The organism is Amycolatopsis sp. NBC_00348 (assembly GCF_036114655.1).
Classification (GTDB): Bacteria; Actinomycetota; Actinomycetes; order Mycobacteriales; family Pseudonocardiaceae; genus Amycolatopsis.
Genome location: NZ_CP107994.1, coordinates 1562580 through 1578761, shown reverse-complemented (window position 1 = coordinate 1578761; position 16182 = coordinate 1562580). Strand labels below are relative to the sequence as shown.

Sequence of the window (16182 nt, the reverse complement as noted above, 5' to 3'; positions counted from 1 at the left end):
GGCGGGACGGTGCTAGCTTCCGTCCGTCATTCGCCCGAGCGAGGTGTACCAGTGACCGTGACCCTGCACGTGGACAAGTTCGCTGCCTACCTGCGCATGTTGAAGGACCGCAGCGGGCAGGGATACGAACGTCTCGGCCGGCGGGCCGGGGCCAGCGGCTCCAGCCTGCACCGGTACTGCTCGGGCCAGAGCGTGCCCGCCGACTACCGCGTGGTCCACTCGTTCGCCAAGGTCTGCGGCGCGTCCGCGGAGGAACTGCGCGAACTGCACCAGCTGTGGGCCCTGGCCGACGCCGGCCGGGTCGAGGAGGGGCACGCCGAGGCGCCGGTCGTCCCCGCGACCGCGCCGCCGGCCCCCGCTGCGGACGTCACACCGCGACGCAGACGCGGGTACGCGGCCCTGGCCATCGCGATCATGATCCTGCTGGCGGGCGGCCTGGTCTGGGTCACCGCCGACGGGTCCGAGCCGCCCCCCGGCCGGTACGCCGACCGGGTGCTCTTCTCCCCGGCCTGTCAGCCGCCGGTGAGCATGGGCCAGCACGACGAGTGCGTCACCGAGGTGCAGAGCCTGCTGGTCGCGGCCCAAGGGCGGCTCTCGGTCGACGGCTCGTTCGGCCCGGAGACGCTGCGCCGGGTCACCGCGTTCCAGGTCATGGCCGGCCTGCCCGCGCGCGGCGTCGTCGACGAGGCCACGAAGAACGCGCTGTACGACCGCCGGACCAGCCTGGCGGCCTGGCCGGGGCCGGTGGTGGAGCAGCGGATCCGGGCCGTGTTCACCGAGGCGCCGGACACCGCGGTCGCGATCGCCCGCTGCGCCTCGTTCCTCGATCCGCTGTGGGTGCTGCCGAACACGAACGGCAGCCGCAACTGGGGGATCTTCCAGATCTCCGACGCCCGCCTGCTGGACCTGGGCGGCACGCCGCGGCAGGCGTTCGACCCGGTCTGGAACATCGACGCGGCGCACCGCCTGTGGAGCGCCCACCACGACTTCCGCGACTGGCCCTCCTGCTCGGCGGCCCTCCAGGACCCCCGGTCGCACTGAGCGCGGGCGCCGGTGCTCGTTCTCGCCGAGCCGCCCGGGGCACGGCCCGGCCTCGATCTCCCCGAAGGGCGGCCGGACGAGGTCGACGCGCGGCACGCCGAAACTCCCGCCGAGCCGCCCGGGGCACGGCTCGGCGGGCTGCCCGAGCACAAGATCCTGACGCCGGAAACCCCCGGGGAGAGGGGTTTCCGGCGTCAGACCCCCAGCGCCGGTCAGACCGTCCCGTTCTCCCACCACCACGCGCGACCGAGGTCGGCCCGGCTGTCCACGTGCTGGTGGTCGGTGTTGTAGGTCTCCAGGCCGGAGAACCCGCTGGTCTCGGCCTTCTGGTAGACGGTCTTGTTGGCCACGCCCGGCACGTCCAGGTCGGCCGCGGTGCCGTACATGTGCATGCTGTCGCTGGCGCCGCCGATCTCGGCGTTGTGCGCGATGCTGCGGAAGCCGGAGTTCACCGTGATCGGCTTGTTCCCGAGCTTCTTGCGCACCGCCTCCAGCTTGTACATGCAGCGGCGGGCGTTCTCCTTGGCGGTGGCCGCGCTGACCTTGCCGCCGTTGAAGGTGCCGCTCACCCGGTCGGTGAACTCGCTGAAGTTGAAGTGCGCGGTGGACCCGTCGCTCTGCTCCAGCGCGTTGAGCGCGCTCTGGGTGGCCGGGCCGGCCTCGCCGTCCGCGCCCAGGCCGTAGGCCGCCTGGAACCGGCGGACCGCCGCGGCCGTGCCGGGGCCGAACTCGCCGTCGATCGAGACCCGGCTGTGGCTCGCCGAGTCGGCCGCCCAGCCCGCCACCCGGATCTGCAGTTCGGTGACGTCGGCGCCGGTGCTGCCCTCGGCCAGGGTGCGGGACCACGGGTACGCCTGGGCGATGCCCGGCAGCAGGAGCGGGCTGACCGCGACGGCGGTGCCGATCACCGCCGCGCTGCGCAGCAGCGTGCGACGGCTCATGGGGAGACTCATTCTCGTCCTTTCCTAGCGGGATTCTCGGGCGGGATTCAGCGGTTGGCGAGCTGGTCGAGATCGGCCTGGGTGCCGTTGAAGACGTCCCCGGTCGCCGGCGCGGGGATGCCGTCGGGGATGGCCGCGTCGGTGTACTGCCACATCAGCCAGGTGCTCGACCCGGCGGGCAGCGACGGCTGCGTGACCGACTGGCGGTAGTCGGCGAGCTGCATCGGATAGGCCGCGAACGCCGTGGTGCCGCCCAGGCAGGCGTCCAGGAACGACTTCTGGGTGTAGATGATCGGGGTCCGGCCGAACGCCGCCTGGACCTTGTCCAGCCACGCCTTGGCGTCGGCGACGGTGACGTACGGCGGGCAGCCGCCGGAGCCGTCGTCCTTCCACTCCAGGTCGAACACGGGCGGCAGGTCACCGGCGCGCTTGCCGGTGTACCCGGTGGCCCGCACCGCGGCGATGAACCGGTCCGCCTGCGCGCCGCCGGTGCCGGCCGTGGTGCCCGTGTAGAAGTGGTACGGCCCGACGGCCAGGCCGGCGGTGCGGGCGGCGGGCAGGTCCGTGGCCAGGTACTCGTCGGTGGTGTTCAGGCCGCGGGTCGCCTTGACGGTCGCGAACTCGACACCGGACGCCTTCACCGCGGCCCAGTTGATCGGCGCGCCGCCGGGGTGCTGGTACTTCGCCGTGTCGACGCCGTCGATCGGGCGCCCGGCGGGCTTCGGCGGCACGCAGTAGGCGTTGCGGCTGGACCAGTCGGCCACCTTCGCCCACGTGGTGGGCCCGGCGACGCCGTCGGCACTGGCGTTGACGCAGTGCTGGAACTGGATCACCCGGTTGCGGGTGCCGTCACCGAAGTTGCCGTCCACCGTCAGCGGCGGGTAGTGCCCCGGCTCCATGGCGAGGTTCAGCCGGCACTGGAGCTCCTTGACGTCCGTGCCGGTGGAACCGCTCTGCAGGGTCGGGCGGGCCGTGGAGAGGCCGCACACCACGCTCTGCGCGGCGTCCGCCGTGCCCTGGGTGGCGCACTTCTTCGGCCGCGCGGCCCACGAGTTCAGCGCGGTCCAGGTGTTCGGCCCGATCTGGCCGTCCACGCTCAGCGCGGCGCACCGCTGGAACACGCGCACCCGGGCGTCGGTGGCCGCGCCGAAGGAGCCGTCCGCGCCGATGGGCGTGTACTTGCTCGCCTTGGTCGCCAGGTTCAGTTCGCACTGCGCCTCGGCGACCTCGGTGCCGGTCGACCCTTGCTGCAGGGTCGGCTGGGCGGTGGTGTGCCCGCACACCGCAACGGGTTCGGCCGCGACTGTGGCAGCGGCCGCGGCGGGGAACACCAGCAGCACCGCGACGACCAGAGCGAGTCTTTGCATGGCGAGCAGGCTGGCAGTGCCCGCCCCCGCCGGTCGCGGTCAGCGACCGACTCGGGACGCCGGGACAGTCCCACCCCACCGGACCAGCGGGAACGCCACCCCCGTGGGACACCGCTGGGACGCCGTCCCGGCCCCGGCGACCCGGGTCGGTCCGGATCACGGTGCCGGGCGGGCAGCGGATCGGCGTCAGCGCGGCGGGCCGACGATGACGTTCCCGAACTTCTCGGCCGCCTCCGCCATCCGGTCCGAGGAGATCTCGAAACCGTCCGGCCGGGGCTCGGCCCGGTCGCGGCCGGCGTGGCGGAACATGCCCTCGATGCCCGCCGGGGTGTTGATCACCAGCAGGTCGGCCTTCGCGGACGTGATGCGGTAGGCGTGCGGGATGTTCTTGGGCAGGAAGACGATGCCGCCCTCCGCCAGCTCCATCTCCTCCTCCCCCACCCACACCAGCGCGGTGCCCTTGATGAGCATGAACACCTCGTCTTCCCGGGTATGCAGGTGGAACGGCGGCGCTTCGCCCTTCTCGACGTCGAACCGGCCGACCATCAGCTGGCCGTCGGTGGCCGCGCTGTCGAGCAGGATCGACAGCGTGCCGCCGTCGAGCCACTCCAGTTTCTGCTGCTGATCGGGCTGGGCGAGGTAGGCCATGCTCATCGGGTGGCTCCGTTCGAAGGGACGGTCAGAGGGAACCGAGGACACGCAGGCGATCGGCGACCGCGCGGCGGGCGACGTCGGCGTCCCAGGCGAAGGTCTCGAACTCGTGCGGCACCCCGGGGTGCAGGTGGAACTCCACGTCGACCCCGGCCGCGCCGAGCCGCCGGGCGTAGTCGAGGTCCTCGTCGCGGAAGATGTCGAGCTGGCCGACCTCGATGTACGTCGGCGGCAGGCCCGCGAGGTCGGCGGCCCGCGCCGCGGCGGCGTACGGCGAGACGTCGGGGCCGCCGGCCCGGGCACCGAGCAGCGCTGTCCACCCGGTGGCGTTGTCCTCGTAATTCCACGTCGCGAACGGGACCAGCTCCGGGTCCGGCGTCGTCGTGCGGTCGTCGAGCATCGGGAAGACGAGGATCTGGCGCGCCACCGCCGGTCCGCCGCGGTCGCGGGCCAGCAGCGTCACCCCGGCGGCCAGGCCGCCACCGGCGCTGTCGCCCATCACGGCGATCCGGGCCGGGTCGACGCCGAGCTCGGCGTCGTGCTCGTGCAGCCACCGCAGCCCGGCGTAAACGTCCTCGACCGGGGTGGGGTCGGGGTGTTCCGGGGCGAGCCGGTAGTCGACGGCCAGCATCGGCACCCCGCTCGCGGATACGTACCGGGCGATCGGCGCGTCGTAGAGCGCGACGCTGCCCAGGATCATCCCGCCGCCGTGCAGGTACAACGCGGCCGGGCCGGGGGCGGCGCCGTCCTTGGCGTACCAGCGCAGCAGCACCTTCGCGCCGTCCGCGGCGACCGCGTGGAAGTCGGTGGCCGTCACGTCGGCCGGAGTGGGTTGCAGCGCCGCGGTCTGCGCCATCATCGCTTCCAGCGCGACCCGCCGGGTGGCGACGTCACCCACGGCGGGGTGCGGTGCGTCGGCCATGGCTTCGGCCATCGGCGCCAGGATCGCGGCGACCTGAGGGTCGACGGTGAACGTCACGGAGGTCCTTCTTCCCGGCACTCGTGCGCCTTAAGCGGACGATATCGTCCGTCTAACGGCCTGTCAACGGCGCCCCCGGACCGTCGAGCTGCGATGATCGGTGCCGTGACCGAAGAACAGGACAAGGTCGTCCGGCGCCGGGGGCCACGACGGGACGCGGCCGACAACCGCGACCGGGTCCTGGCGGCCGCCGCCGTCGCGGTCCGCCGGGAAGGGACCGCGGTCCCGATGGCCACCATCGCGGCGGACGCCGGGGTCGGCGTCGGGACGGTGTACCGCCACTACCCCTCGCGGGAAGCGCTGCTCGGCGCGTTGACGCACCGGTCCTTCCAGCTCGTGCTGGACACCGCCCGCCGGGCCGCGGCCCTCGACGGACCGGCGCTCGAGGGGATCCGCTTCTTCCTGGAGCGGACCATCGAGCACGGGCGGGACCTCGTGCTGCCGATGCACGGCGGCCCGGCCCCCGGCGACCAGGCCACCGTCGCGCTCCGCAACGATGCCCACCGGACGCTGGGCTCGATCCTCGAACGAGGGCAGGACGACGGCACGATCCGGCCCGACGTGACCAGAGCCGACATCGTCGGTTTCGGCGCGCTGCTGGCGCAAGGCCTGCCCGACGTCCCGGACTGGAAACCCACGGCTCGCCGCCAAGCCGAAATCTACGTCGCCGGGCTCCGGAACCTCTGACCGTCGGAAGATCACGCCGTTGACGTCTTCGGCGACGGAAACTTACGATGCGTCCACAGCCGCATACACAGGGGGAACCGGTGACGGTCAAGCGCGGGTTGACAGTGGCGACGATCCTGAGTGCCGTGGCGGTGCTCGCCGGCGGCGGCGCCGCGATCGCGGCGCCGGGCGGCCCGGCCGCGGCGTCCTGCACCTATCCGGCCGACGTCCTGGACCTGCACAACTGGTACGAGGGCCTGCCGATCGGCGAGGCCGAGAACCCGAAGAACGTGAAGCAGCCCGAACTGGCGACCTACCGCGCCGACCCCTGGTTCACCACGACGGCCGACTGCACCGGCGTGCGGTTCCGGGCCGCGGTGAACGGCGTCACCACGAGCGGCTCGGGCTACCCGCGTTCGGAACTGCGCGAGACCGACGGGTCGAAGAACGCGAGCTGGTCCTCGACCTCGGGCACCCACACGATGGTGGTCAAGGAAGCGATCACCCACCTGCCCGAGGACAAGAACCAGGTGGTCGCCGGCCAGATCCACGGCTCCGACGACGACCTGACGGTGTTCCGCCTCGAAGGCGGCAACCTCTACGTCACCAAAGGCGACGACACCCACTACAAGCTCGTCACCAGCACCTACCAGCTCGGCACGGAGTTCGAGGCCAAGTACGTCGTCTCGGGCGGGAAGGTCAAGGCGTACTACAACGGCACGCTGCAGACCACGATCTCCCAGAAGTTCAGCGGCGCCTACTTCAAGGCCGGCGCGTACACGCAAGCCAACTGCGACAAGTCCGCGCCGTGTTCGGACGCCAACTACGGCGAAGTTGTCATCCACGCCTTGACCGTCACCCACACGAACTGACGGCGCACCACGGTCCGAAGTGGACACTCGTGGCCGGGCGGCGAGGTCGGTTCAGCGCTCCGGCAGCTGACGGCGTTCGCGCAGGCGGGCCAGGTCCTCGCGCATGTCCGTGGGCAGGAGCTCGGCCATCTGCTCGGGACGCAGCGGCAGGTCGAGAAGGCTGAGCTTGACCCGGCTGCGCCGGGCGTGGCGGCCGGGGTCCAGGCGCACGACCTGGGCCGCGTCCGGGCGCAGGGTCGCCGTCAGCGGGGTGGCGGGCTCGAGCGGCCGCCAGGCGTTCCCGTCGACGCGCAGCATCGGCGGCGCACTGCGGGTCGTGCCACGCAGCGTGACGACGTCGCGGGCGGGCAGCACGATCGAGCGGCTGACGCCCGACATCGACGCGACCGGGGTCACCGCGAGTACTTCCGCCGCCGGGGAGATCACCGGCCCGCCGGCGGCGTAGTTGTAGGCGGTGGAGCCGGTCGGGGTGCTCAGGATCAGGGCGTCACAGCGGTAGTACCCGAACTGCGCCCCGTCGACCAGCAGGTCGACCTCCACCGTCGCGCCGGGCTCGGCCCCGCCGACGACGACGTCGTTGAACGCGACCGCGGCCGCGTCGCCCTCTTCCAGCGCGATGCAGCTGTGCGGCTCGATTTCGAAGTCCCCGGCGTGCACCCGCTCGATCGCGCCGGCCAGCTCGGCCGGCGCGATCTCGACCAGGAACCCGACGTTGCCGTAGTTCACCCCGAGCACCGGCACCGGCCGCTCGACGGCCAGCCGCATCGCTCCTAGCATCGTCCCGTCCCCGCCGAGGCTGACGACGGCGTCCACCCCGGCCGCGAACCCGGCGTCGGACACCACCGCCACCCCGGCCCCGACCTGCGCGGCGTCGGTCTCCCGCACCACCAGTTCGACCCCGTGCCGCTCGGCGAACGAGACCAGCACGTCGACCGAGTCGCGCACCGGCTTCCGCGGGTGCGCCACCACGCCGACGCGGGTGATCCCGAAATCTGCCATGAGGATCATTCTGGCCGCTCGGTGCCGGGAACGCTCGGGCGACGGACGTCAGCGGGTAGGCGTCGCCGTCCCGATGATCAGCGGGTGCACCACCGAAGGCATCCCGCGCCAGCTCGCCGTGCTCAGGTCCTCGATGTCGAACCGCTGCTTGACGAGCGCGACGGTGTCGTGGTCGCACCGGCAGCCCTGCGCGAACGCCGCCCACGGCCCCGCCAGGCGCGTCTGCCGCCGCGCCAGCTTCGGGTCCTCCGCACGCACGTGCTCCAGGAACAGCAGTCGCCCACCCGGCCGCAGCACCCGCACGAGCTCGGCCAGCACCCGATCGACGTCGGGCACCGTGCAGAGGACCAGTGTCGACACGACCGTGTCGACACTGGCGTCCGCCATCGGCAGCGCGTCGGCACCGGCCCGCACCGGCCGCATCCCGGCGTGGCCCCGCACACGCTTCTCGAGCCGCCGGTACATCGCCGGGACGGGCTCGCTCAGCACGACCTCCGCCGTCGGCGGGTAGTGCCGGACGTTGAGCCCGGTCCCCGCCCCGATCTCGACCACCCGTCCGTGTACCTGTCGCAGCAGCTCCGCGCGCCGGCCGGCCAGGCCCAGCCGCTCCCCCCGGCGCAGGAACGGGTCGTACAGCGCCGCCCCGAACCGCTCCCCGAACCCGTCCCGTGCCCCCACGTCGTCCCCTCCGGCCATCGTTCCTCCTCCGCACCACTTGATACGACGCAGCACACCAGCCGACGCCCGCCCACCGCATCACCCGCTCGTGCCATTCCGGGTGCTGGCCGGAACGGGCCACGGCGGCGCGTGGACCGGCCTAAGCTGGGGAAATGCCGGAGCAAGACCAAGCCGTGCGATTCACCGCCACGGGCGATCGCCCGGTCGCCTGGGCCACCACCGGCACGGGCCCGCCCCTCGTCGTCGGCAGCTGGTGGTGCGGGCACCTCGAGCTGGACTGGCGGAACCCGCTGTTCCGGCGATTCAGCGGGCTGCTCGGCGACCAGTTCACGCTCGTGCGCTACGACCGGCCCGGCGTCGGCATGTCCGACCCCGCCGGACCGCTGGTCACCTCGCTCGCCGACGAGGTGGCCGCGCTGAGCGCCGTCGTCGACGCGGCCGGGGAGAAGGTGACCCTGTTCGGCGGTTCGTCCGGGGGCTGCGCCGCGATGGCGTACACGGCGGCCCACCCGGACCGCGTGGAGCGGCTCGTCCTGTACGGCAGCTACGCCCGCGGCACCGAGATCGCCGCGGCGGACGCGCGGGACTCCCTGGTGGCGCTCGTCGGGCGGCACTGGGGCGTGGGCTCCCGGGTGTTCGCCGACCTGTTCCTGCCGACCGCGACCCCGGCGGAACGCGACGAGTTCGTCCGTTTCCAGCGCGCCGGCCTGACGGCGGAGAAGGCGGAGCGCTCGCTCGCGGCGGTGTACGCGTTCGACGTCCGAGAGCAGCTGGCCACGATCACGGTGCCGACCCTCGTCCTGCACCGTCGCGACGACCGCGCGATCCCGTTCGCGCTGGGCCAGGACGTCGCCGCCCGCATCCCGGGCGCCACGTTCGTCCCGCTCGACGGCACCGACCACCTGCCCTGGCGCGGGGACGTGGAAGCGCTGGTCCGCCCCGTGCGGGAGTTCCTCGGCGCCGGCCGGCGCGCCCGCCGGGCCGGCTCGCCGCGCCACGAGCTCTCCGACCGCGAACTCGACGTGCTGCGCCTGGTCGCGCAGGGGTTGAGCGACCAGGAGATCGCCCGCCGGCTCGGGATCAGCGCCCACACGGCGCACCGCCACGTGTCGAACATCCGCGGCAAGCTGGGCGTGACGTCCCGGGCGGCGGCCGCCGCGCACGCCGCCACCGCCGGACTGCTCTGACCTGCACCGGACGTCACCGGGTTTGAGCAGGCCGTCCTCGTGGTACTGCCACGAGATCATCGATGTCCCGCTTTGGAGGGTGCTCGTGCAGATCCAGGTCAACACCGACCACAACGTCCACGGTGGCGAAGGACTGGCCACCTTCGTGACCACCGACCTGGAGACCAGCCTCTCCCGGTTCGACGGCTGGTTGACCCGGGTGGAGGTGCACCTCAGCGAGGACGGCGGCGGCAAGCCGGAAGACAAGAAGTGCGTGATCGAGGCCCGCCCCGGCGGCAAGCAGCCGGTCGCGGTCACCCACCACGCCACCACCGTGGACGACGCGTACGCCGGCGCGGCGCACAAGCTGGGCAAGGTGCTGGACTCCCGGTACACCAAGGCGCACGACCACAAGGGCGCCGAAAGCATCCGGCACATGCCCGCACCGGACGACCTCGAGCAGGTCGGCACGATCGAAGACGCGCCGCGGGACTGAACACCTTCTCAAGCAATAAGTGAAACGAGTCCGGATCGCCGTCGGCCACGCGCCGGCGGCGATCACGGTGTCACCCTTCGCGCCGCGCCGTGATTTCCACCGCGTCGGCGCCCCCTCGAGCTGAGCGCCCACGTCGAGCCGGCCCGGCTTCTCCCATGGCCCGGTCGCCGGTACCGGTACGCCCGGAGGGCCCAATCTCCGTGGCGTTTCTCCGGCAAATCCGGCGCCTCTCCCAGATGCTGAACGGCCGCTTCCCTCTCTTGGCAGCGGTGACAGCGCCGTGCGAGTATCGATCCGTCGCACCCGCCGGCCGCCCGGCCCAGACGCATTTGTTGCTGTCACACCCTTTCCCTGAATGATCGGTGACGTCCTCGTCGCCTTCGACAAGGACGTCCACCATGATCGAAAGCGCTTTCTCACGCCGGACGCTGCTGCGTGGCACCGGCGGGATCGGCCTCGCCGCCCTGCTCGCCGCGTGCGGCGTGGACGCCGAGAACACCGCCGGGCCCGCCGGCGGGCCGCCGAAATCCGGTGGCACGCTGCGGGTCGGCACTCCGGTGCCGCCGACCGCCGTCGATCCCGTGACGATGTACGACGGCTCGGCGATCGCGATCGTGCAGCTCGTCGCGGACTACCTGATCTGGCTGGAGAACGACTTCAGCCTGACGCCGCGGCTGGCCGAGAAGTGGGCCGCGGAGGACGGCAACAAGCGGTGGGTCTTCACCCTGCGCGCGGGCGTCACCTTCTCCGACGGCACGCCGCTGGACGCCACCGCGGTGAAGGCGTCGTTCGACCGGCTGCTCGACCCGGCCCAGGACTCCGCCGCACTGGCCGCGTTCAAGTCCGTGCTCAGCGCGGGCGGAGTGTCCACAAGGGACGCTTCGACGGTCGTGTTCACGCTGGACCGGGCGTTCTCCGACTTCCCGTTCCTGGTGTCGGCGGGCAACTACAACGCCGTCATCCTCAAGGCGGACTACGCGGGCGCGTTCACCGACCACGCGATCGGCACCGGCCCGTTCCTGCTCGGCGGCTACGACCCGTCCACCGGCGCCACCTTCACCCGGAACCCGAAGTACTGGCAGCCCGGGAAACCGTACCTCGACGGCGTCGAGATCAAGTTCTACGCCGACGCCCAGGCCGAGCAGCTCGCGCTGGGCAGCGGCGAGATCGACGCGCTGGTGATCACCGACCCGTCGATCATCCAGGAGACCGGCGACGTCGTGCTCGACAAGGTCCCCGGCACCGCGATGACCGCGCTGACCCTGCGGGTGGACCAAGCGCCGTTCGACCGCAAGGAAGTCCGCCAGGCGATCGCCTACGCCCTCGACCGGCCCGCGCTCAACGAGGTGGTCGACGCGGGCATCGCCCAGCTGGGCAACGACCACCTCTACGCCCCGCTGTTCGCGGCCGGCCCGAAGGACATCCCGCAGCGGGCCAAGGACCCCGCGAAGGTCAAGGAGCTGCTCGCCGCGGCCGGCGTCGGGAAGCTCAGCTTCCCGCTGTCGTTCGACCCGCCGAGCAAGAACTTCGCGCTGGCGGTGCAGGACCAGCTCCGCCAGGCCGGCATCGACGTCACCCTCGACCAGCAGACGTCGAAGGCGTTCTACGGCGGCGACCAGGCCAAGGACACGCCGTGGCTGTTCACGCCGGCCAACCTCGTCGGCTGGGCCGGGCGCCCGGCGCCGAGCCAGTTCGTGCGGCCCATGGTCACCTCCGACGGCGTGTGGAACGGCGCCAAGTACCGCAATCCCCGGCTCGACGCGGCGCTCGTCGCCTACGACGGTGCCACGTCCGACGACGAGCGCAAGCGGCAGGCGAAGATCATCGCCGACGTCCTGCACGAGGACGTCCCGGTGGTGCTCGCCCTGTGGAACGGCGCCGTCCGGGCCTACAACAAGACCCGCTTCACCGGGATCAAGGCGCACCCGTCGTCCTTTGTGGACTTCAGCGCGGTGTCCCGAGCGTGACGGGGCTGCTGCTGCGCCGCGCCGTCGCCATCCCGGTGACGCTGTTCGTGGTGTCCCTGCTGGTGTTCCTCGCCACCGAGATCCTGCCCGGCGACGTGGCGCGGACGGTGCTGGGCCGCGAGGCGAGCGAGGCTTCGGTGGCCCGGCTGCGCGGGTCGCTCGGGCTCGACCAGCCGTTGACCGACCGGTTCCTGCGGTGGGCGGGCAACTTCGTCCGCGGCGACTGGGGCACGTCGCTCACGCTGCACGTCCCGGTGCGCGAGCTGGTGTTCGACCGGCTCGGCAGCTCCCTGCTGCTGGCGGGGTTCGCGTTCGTGCTGCTCGTGCCGGTCGCGCTGGCCGCCGGGGTGCTCAGCGGCCTGCACCACGACCGGCCGCTGGACCGGGTGCTGAGCGGGCTGGGCCTGGTGTTCGGCGCGATCCCGGAGTTCGTCACCGGCGTGGTGCTGCTCGTCGTGTTCGCGGTGAACGTCCGCTGGTTCCCCGCGTCCGCGCAGACGCCGCCCGGCGCGAGCCTGGTGCTGCAGTTGGAGCACCTGGTGCTGCCCGCGCTGTCGCTGGTGCTGCTGTGCACCGGCTACGTCGCCCGGCACGTCCGCGCCGGCACCGTGTCCGTGGTGGACAGCACCTACGTGCGGGCCGCTGAGCTGCGCGGATCGACGCGGTGGCAGGTCGTCCGGCGGCACGTGCTGCGCAACGCGACCGTGCCCGCGGTCAGCGCGCTCGGCGTGCAGGCCCAGTTCCTGCTCGGTGGCCTCGTCGCGGTGGAACTGCTGTTCAACTACCCGGGGGCGGGCGCGCTGCTGCTGACGTCGGCGCTGGACAAGGACCTGCCCACCCTGCAGGCCACCGCGGTGGTGCTGGGCCTGTGCTACGTGCTCGTCATGACCGCGGTCGACCTCGCCTACCGGCTGCTCGACCCCCGGATCCGCCGCGGGGCGACCGCGTGAGCGCCCTCCGGCAGGCGACGGCCCCGGTCGCGCTCGTCACCGCCGTCGCGCTTCCGCCGGGCCGGCGTCGCAAGCGGGTCCCGATCGTGCTCGCGCTCGGGCTCCTGCTCGTGCTCGGCTGGGTCGTCGTCGCCGTGTTCTGGCCGCAGCTGGCGCCGCAGGACCCGCAGCTGCAGCACCCGGCGCACCGGCTGGCCGCCCCGGGCGGGGCGAACCTGCTCGGCACCGACCAGTTCGGCCGCGACACCTTCTCCCGGGTGCTGGCCGGCGCCCGGCCGGTGCTGCGGATCGCCCCGGTCGCGACGCTGCTCGCCGTCGTCGCCGGGACCGCGATCGGCCTGCTCGCCGGCACCTACGGCCGCTGGGTGGACGGCGTCATCATGCGCGTGCTGGACGCCGTGCTGGTGTTCCCGTCGATCATCGCGAGCGTCCTGTTCGTCGCCCTGCTCGGGCATTCCGCCGCGGTGCTGGTGCTCGTCATCGGCATCTCGTTCGTCCCGATCGTCGCCCGGAGCGTGCGCGCGGCCACGCTGGTGGAGCGGGCCAAGCCCTACGTCGACGCGGCCCGGCTGCGCGGTGAGCCGGGCTGGTCGCTGATGCTGCGCGAGATCCTGCCCAACGTCGCCCGGACCGTGCTGGTCGAGGCGACGTCCCGGCTCGGCGACGCGGTGTTCGCCGTGGCCACCCTCGCGTTCCTCGGCCTGGGCCAGGAACCCGGTTCGCCGGACTGGGGCACCTCGGTCTCCGACAACCGCGCGTGGCTGCCGACCGCCCCGTGGACCGTGCTGGCCCCGGCGCTGGCCATCGCCTCCCTCGTCGTCGGCGTGGCGCTCGTCGCCGACGACCTGCGCGCCCGGTTCGAGGCGGCATGAGCGCCGGCCTGGTCGTCGAGAACCTCGGGGTCGCCTACCGGACGGCGGCGGGCGAGGTCCGCGCGGTGGACGACGTGTCCCTGACCGTCGCGAAAGGACGGATGCTGGGCATCGTCGGGGAGTCCGGGTCCGGCAAGACCACCATCGCCCGCGCGCTCGGCGGGCACCTCCCGGCCGGCGGCCGGATCGTGTCGGGGCGGATCACGGCGGGCGGGGTCGACGTGCTCAGGCTGTCCCGCCGCGACCTGCGGACCTGGCGCCGCCGGGACCTGGCGTTCGTGCACCAGGAGGCCGGCGGCGCGCTGGACCCGACCATGCGGGTGGGTGCCCAGCTGGCCGAAGCGCTGGCGCTGCAGGACGTTCCCCGCCCCGGCCGGCGGGAGCGGGCAGCCGGGCTGCTGGAGCGCGTGCGGCTGCCCGCGTCGGTGGCGCGGCGCTACCCGCACGAGCTGTCCGGCGGGCAGCAGCAGCGGGTGGTCATCGCCGCCGCCCTCGCGAAACAACCGAAACTGCTGGTGCTGGACGAGCCGACGACGGGGCTGGACGCGTCCGTCGAATGGGAGATCCTCACCCTGCTCGACCGGCTGCGCCGCGAGCTGTCCGTGACGGTCGTCCTGATCAGCCACGACCTCGACCTGGTCGGCCGGCTCTGCGACGACATCGCCGTGCTCTACGCCGGCCGCGGCAGCGAGTTCGGCCCCGCCGACGCCGTCCTGCGCGGGCCTGCGCACCCGTACACCGCCGCGTTGCTGGCGTGCGCGCCCGAGGTGGGTGTCCCCCGCTCGGTCCGGCGGCTCGCCGCGATCCCCGGCGCGCCGGCCACGGCCGCCGACAGCTTCTCGGGCTGCCGCTTCGCCACGCGCTGCGCGTTCGCCGACGACCTGTGCCGCACCACCGAACCCGGCGTCACGGAGTTCGCGCCGGGCCGGACGGTGCGCTGCCACCACGCCGAGCGGCTCGCCCCGCTCCCGGTCCGCCCGGACGCGGCTTTCCCCGGGAACGTGCCGCCCCTGGACGCATCTTTCCCGGCGAAAGTGACGTCCTCGGGCGCGCCGGACGGCAGCCGGCTCGGCATGGACGGCCTCACCGCCGGCTACGGCGGCCGGCCCGTGGTCCGCGACGTGACGTTCGAGATCCGCCCGGCCGAGGTCTTCGGCCTGGTCGGCGAGTCCGGCAGCGGGAAGACCACGCTGGCTCGGACGATCGCCGGGCTGGGCCCGGGCGGGGGCGCCGGCACGATGACGTTGTCCGGCGCGGACCTGCCCGCGTCGCTCGGCCGGCGCCGCTCCGGGCTCCGGCGGCGGGTCCAGATGGTGTTCCAGCAGCCGGAAGCCACCCTGAACCCGGCCCAGCGCGTCGGCACCGTCCTGCGCCGCGCGATCCGGACGCTCGGGGGCACCGGCACCGCGCGGGAGCTCGCCGAGCGCGTCCAGCTCGGCCCGGACCTGCTCACCGCCCGGACGACCGCGCTGTCGGGCGGGCAGCAGCAGCGGGTGGCCATCGCCCGCGCCTTCGCCGGCCGGCCGGACCTGGTGATCTGCGACGAGCCGGTGTCCGCGCTCGACGTCAGCGTGCAGGCCGGGGTGCTGGAACTGCTGGCGCGGCAACGGGAAACCACCGACACGTCGGTCCTGTTCATCTCGCACGACCTCGCCGTGGTCGGCTACCTCGCCGACCGCGTCGGCGTGCTCTACCGCGGCCGCCTGGTGGAGACCGGCCGCACCGCCGACGTCCTCGCCGGGCCGCACCACCCCTACACGGACCTGCTCGTCACCGCCGCCCACCGCGCCGAGGTCACCGAAGCGCCGCGGCGCGCGGACACCGGCGCCGGGTGCGTCTTCGCCGCGGGCTGCCCGCACCACCTGGGGCCGCTCTGCGACGACGAGCCGCCGCCGGCCCGCGACCTCGGGGACGGCCACGACGTCCGCTGCCACCTGCCCGCCGACCGCCTGCCCCCGTCCCGTCCGCTCGCCGCCGAGAAGGAGCCTCGATGACCGACACCCGGATCCAGCCCGAAAACGAGTTCGCCGAGGTGACCGCCGAGGCACCCACGCAGGTGGTGCACCGGCGCTGGGTCACCGTGACGGCCGGGATCAACGTCAGCGGGGTGCTCTGGGGCGCCGGGCCGGCGGCGCTGGTGCTCCTGCCCGCCCCGGGCGCCGACGCCCGGTCCCTCGACCGCGTCGCCCTGGCGCTCGGCGAGCCGGTGGTGGTCATCGACCCGCCGGGCACCGGCCGCTCCGGCGGCAGCGCGGGCACCCCCAAACGGGCCGCCAGGGACATCGTCGAGGCCGTGGCGTCGTTCGCGCCCCGCGCCCGGGTGATCGCCGGCATCGGCGCCGGCGGCGTCATCGCGCTCGCGGTGGCGCTCCGGCGCGCGGAGCTGGGCACCGTCGTGCTCGCCGGCACCGAGCCCGGCGACGACGTCACCGCGCTGCGCGAGCAGCTGCCCGGCACCACGATCACCGAACTCGCCGCCCCCGGGGATCCCGGCGCCTTCGCCGCCGCCCTCACCACCGTCCGGAAGGGAAACTGAG

The 16182-nt window shown here is 73.3% G+C and carries 16 protein-coding genes; 10 read left to right on the top strand and 6 right to left on the bottom strand.

Annotation, left to right across the window (positions count from 1 at the left end; genetic code table 11):
• Positions 1–51 precede the first annotated feature (51 nt).
• Positions 52–1041, top strand: coding sequence for a helix-turn-helix domain-containing protein (locus tag OHS58_RS07025; protein WP_328647589.1), 990 nt, complete (start codon positions 52–54; stop codon positions 1039–1041).
• Positions 1042–1253: 212 nt separating this feature from the next.
• Here the strand turns inward: OHS58_RS07025 and OHS58_RS07020 are convergent, their stop codons facing one another.
• The 4 genes from OHS58_RS07020 to OHS58_RS07005 form a co-directional block, all read right to left on the bottom strand.
• Positions 1254–1982 carry a D-Ala-D-Ala carboxypeptidase family metallohydrolase gene (locus tag OHS58_RS07020; protein WP_247052953.1) on the bottom strand — a complete coding sequence of 243 codons (729 nt, stop codon included), beginning with the start codon at positions 1980–1982 and terminating at the stop codon, positions 1254–1256.
• Positions 1983–2029: 47 nt separating this feature from the next.
• Positions 2030–3349, bottom strand: coding sequence for a GH25 family lysozyme (locus OHS58_RS07015; RefSeq protein ID WP_326952468.1), 1320 nt, complete (start codon positions 3347–3349; stop codon positions 2030–2032).
• A 186-nt stretch (positions 3350–3535) separates the two neighbouring features.
• Positions 3536–4003 carry a cupin domain-containing protein gene (locus tag OHS58_RS07010; protein WP_328647588.1) on the bottom strand — a complete coding sequence of 156 codons (468 nt, stop codon included), beginning with the start codon at positions 4001–4003 and terminating at the stop codon, positions 3536–3538.
• Between the two features lie 25 nt (positions 4004–4028).
• Complete coding sequence (locus OHS58_RS07005; protein ID WP_328647587.1) at positions 4029–4979, bottom strand: alpha/beta hydrolase; 951 nt, start codon at positions 4977–4979, stop codon at positions 4029–4031.
• 105 nt (positions 4980–5084) lie between these two features.
• Here OHS58_RS07005 and OHS58_RS07000 point away from each other — a divergent pair, with 105 nt between their 5' ends.
• Positions 5085–5666, top strand: coding sequence for a TetR/AcrR family transcriptional regulator (locus OHS58_RS07000; protein WP_328647586.1), 582 nt, complete (start codon positions 5085–5087; stop codon positions 5664–5666).
• Between the two features lie 80 nt (positions 5667–5746).
• Positions 5747–6517, top strand: coding sequence for a polysaccharide lyase family 7 protein (locus OHS58_RS06995; RefSeq protein WP_328647585.1), 771 nt, complete (start codon positions 5747–5749; stop codon positions 6515–6517).
• Positions 6518–6568: 51 nt separating this feature from the next.
• Here the strand turns inward: OHS58_RS06995 and OHS58_RS06990 are convergent, their stop codons facing one another.
• Complete coding sequence (locus tag OHS58_RS06990) at positions 6569–7516, bottom strand: NAD(+)/NADH kinase (RefSeq protein WP_326952463.1); 948 nt, start codon at positions 7514–7516, stop codon at positions 6569–6571.
• Between the two features lie 48 nt (positions 7517–7564).
• A complete protein-coding gene (locus OHS58_RS06985) occupies positions 7565–8212 on the bottom strand; it encodes a class I SAM-dependent methyltransferase (RefSeq protein WP_328647584.1) in 648 nt (215 codons plus the stop codon).
• A 134-nt stretch (positions 8213–8346) separates the two neighbouring features.
• On the opposite strand from OHS58_RS06985, the gene OHS58_RS06980 reads away from it, so the two are divergent.
• The 7 genes from OHS58_RS06980 to OHS58_RS06950 all read left to right on the top strand — a co-directional run bounded on the left by OHS58_RS06980 (position 8347) and on the right by OHS58_RS06950 (position 16181).
• Positions 8347–9381, top strand: a complete 1035-nt coding sequence (locus OHS58_RS06980) for an alpha/beta fold hydrolase (RefSeq protein ID WP_328647583.1) — start codon at positions 8347–8349, stop codon at positions 9379–9381.
• 79 nt (positions 9382–9460) lie between these two features.
• Complete coding sequence (locus OHS58_RS06975; RefSeq protein WP_328647582.1) at positions 9461–9856, top strand: HPF/RaiA family ribosome-associated protein; 396 nt, start codon at positions 9461–9463, stop codon at positions 9854–9856.
• Positions 9857–10254: 398 nt separating this feature from the next.
• Positions 10255–11823 (top strand): ABC transporter substrate-binding protein, encoded by a 1569-nt coding sequence (locus OHS58_RS06970; protein WP_328647581.1) that lies wholly within the window; start codon positions 10255–10257, stop codon positions 11821–11823.
• Positions 11820–12773: an ABC transporter permease gene (locus OHS58_RS06965; protein WP_328647580.1), complete on the top strand. Its 954-nt coding sequence runs from the start codon at positions 11820–11822 to the stop codon at positions 12771–12773. The genes OHS58_RS06970 and OHS58_RS06965 overlap by 4 nt, the downstream gene beginning before the upstream one ends.
• On the top strand, positions 12770–13645 hold the full coding sequence (locus tag OHS58_RS06960; RefSeq protein ID WP_328647579.1) for an ABC transporter permease: 876 nt from the start codon (positions 12770–12772) through the stop codon (positions 13643–13645). The genes OHS58_RS06965 and OHS58_RS06960 overlap by 4 nt, the downstream gene beginning before the upstream one ends.
• Positions 13642–15639: an ABC transporter ATP-binding protein gene (locus OHS58_RS06955; RefSeq protein WP_328647578.1), complete on the top strand. Its 1998-nt coding sequence runs from the start codon at positions 13642–13644 to the stop codon at positions 15637–15639. The genes OHS58_RS06960 and OHS58_RS06955 overlap by 4 nt, the downstream gene beginning before the upstream one ends.
• A complete protein-coding gene (locus OHS58_RS06950) occupies positions 15636–16181 on the top strand; it encodes an alpha/beta fold hydrolase (RefSeq protein ID WP_328647577.1) in 546 nt (181 codons plus the stop codon). Before OHS58_RS06955 ends, OHS58_RS06950 begins: the two co-directional genes overlap by 4 nt.
• The last annotated feature ends 1 nt before the right edge of the window (position 16182 follow it).

Excerpts from the sequence above, each read along its gene's own strand:
- OHS58_RS07020 (WP_247052953.1), bottom strand. The coding sequence starts at position 1,982 with ATGAGCCGTCGCACGCTGCTGCGCAGCGCGGCGGTGATCGGCACCGCC.
- OHS58_RS06985 (WP_328647584.1), bottom strand. The coding sequence starts at position 8,212 with ATGGCCGGAGGGGACGACGTGGGGGCACGGGACGGGTTCGGGGAGCGG.
- OHS58_RS06970 (WP_328647581.1), top strand. The coding sequence starts at position 10,255 with ATGATCGAAAGCGCTTTCTCACGCCGGACGCTGCTGCGTGGCACCGGC.
- OHS58_RS06950 (WP_328647577.1), top strand. The coding sequence starts at position 15,636 with ATGACCGACACCCGGATCCAGCCCGAAAACGAGTTCGCCGAGGTGACC.
- OHS58_RS07015 (WP_326952468.1), bottom strand. The coding sequence starts at position 3,349 with ATGCAAAGACTCGCTCTGGTCGTCGCGGTGCTGCTGGTGTTCCCCGCC.
- OHS58_RS06990 (WP_326952463.1), bottom strand. The coding sequence starts at position 7,516 with ATGGCAGATTTCGGGATCACCCGCGTCGGCGTGGTGGCGCACCCGCGG.
- OHS58_RS06980 (WP_328647583.1), top strand. The coding sequence starts at position 8,347 with ATGCCGGAGCAAGACCAAGCCGTGCGATTCACCGCCACGGGCGATCGC.
- OHS58_RS07010 (WP_328647588.1), bottom strand. The coding sequence starts at position 4,003 with ATGAGCATGGCCTACCTCGCCCAGCCCGATCAGCAGCAGAAACTGGAG.
- OHS58_RS06955 (WP_328647578.1), top strand. The coding sequence starts at position 13,642 with ATGAGCGCCGGCCTGGTCGTCGAGAACCTCGGGGTCGCCTACCGGACG.